General features: G+C 76.1%; 1 protein-coding gene. It reads right to left on the reverse strand.

The features are described 5' to 3' along the window. Window positions 1-479: glutamate--tRNA ligase family protein (locus ML342_RS11630; protein WP_240127184.1), on the reverse strand; the 479-nt coding region annotated here is incomplete at its 3' end. Between the last annotated feature and the right edge of the window lie 123 nt (window positions 480-602).

The following is a 602-nucleotide window of genomic DNA, read 5'->3' on the forward strand; positions in this document are numbered from 1 at the left end:
AGGCCCCGGTCGGCGATCACCCGCCCGACGTGCAGCCGCCACGCGCGCGGCGCGCGGCCTCGCAGGCCGCCGTGCTCCGGCCGGCAGGTGCCGGGGTAGGGGCGGGCGCTGTGGCGCTCGCGCGGCATGCCGCGGGCGAGCCACGCGGCCTCGATGTCCTGCCGCGTGCAGGCGCACGGGTATGCCCATCCCGCGTCGATCAGGCGCTGCAGCGCGAGGGCGTAGGCGGCGTCTCGCCGGGACTGCCACCACACGGGTTCGTCCGGCGTCAGACTGCAGGCGCGCAGTTGCTCGAGAATGGCGGCATCCGCCCCCGCCACGCAACGCGGCCGGTCCACGTCTTCGATGCGCACCAGCCAGGCGCCACCGTGGGCGCGCGCATCCAACCAACTGGCCAGCGCCGCGACCAGCGAGCCGGCGTGCAGCAGGCCCGTGGGCGAGGGGGCGAAGCGTCCGCGATAGGCCGTGCCGGGCCGCACCCTCAGCCCTCCAACACGGTGAGCGCCAGTTCCAGCCCGGACAGGAATGCGCTCTCCACCCGGTGCCCCAGACACCAGTCGCCGCACAGGCCCAGCCCGCGGCGGGCATCCCACAGGCAGGGC

It is taken from the genome of Thermomonas alba (genome assembly GCF_022419205.1).
Taxonomy (GTDB): domain Bacteria; phylum Pseudomonadota; class Gammaproteobacteria; order Xanthomonadales; family Xanthomonadaceae; genus Thermomonas; species Thermomonas alba.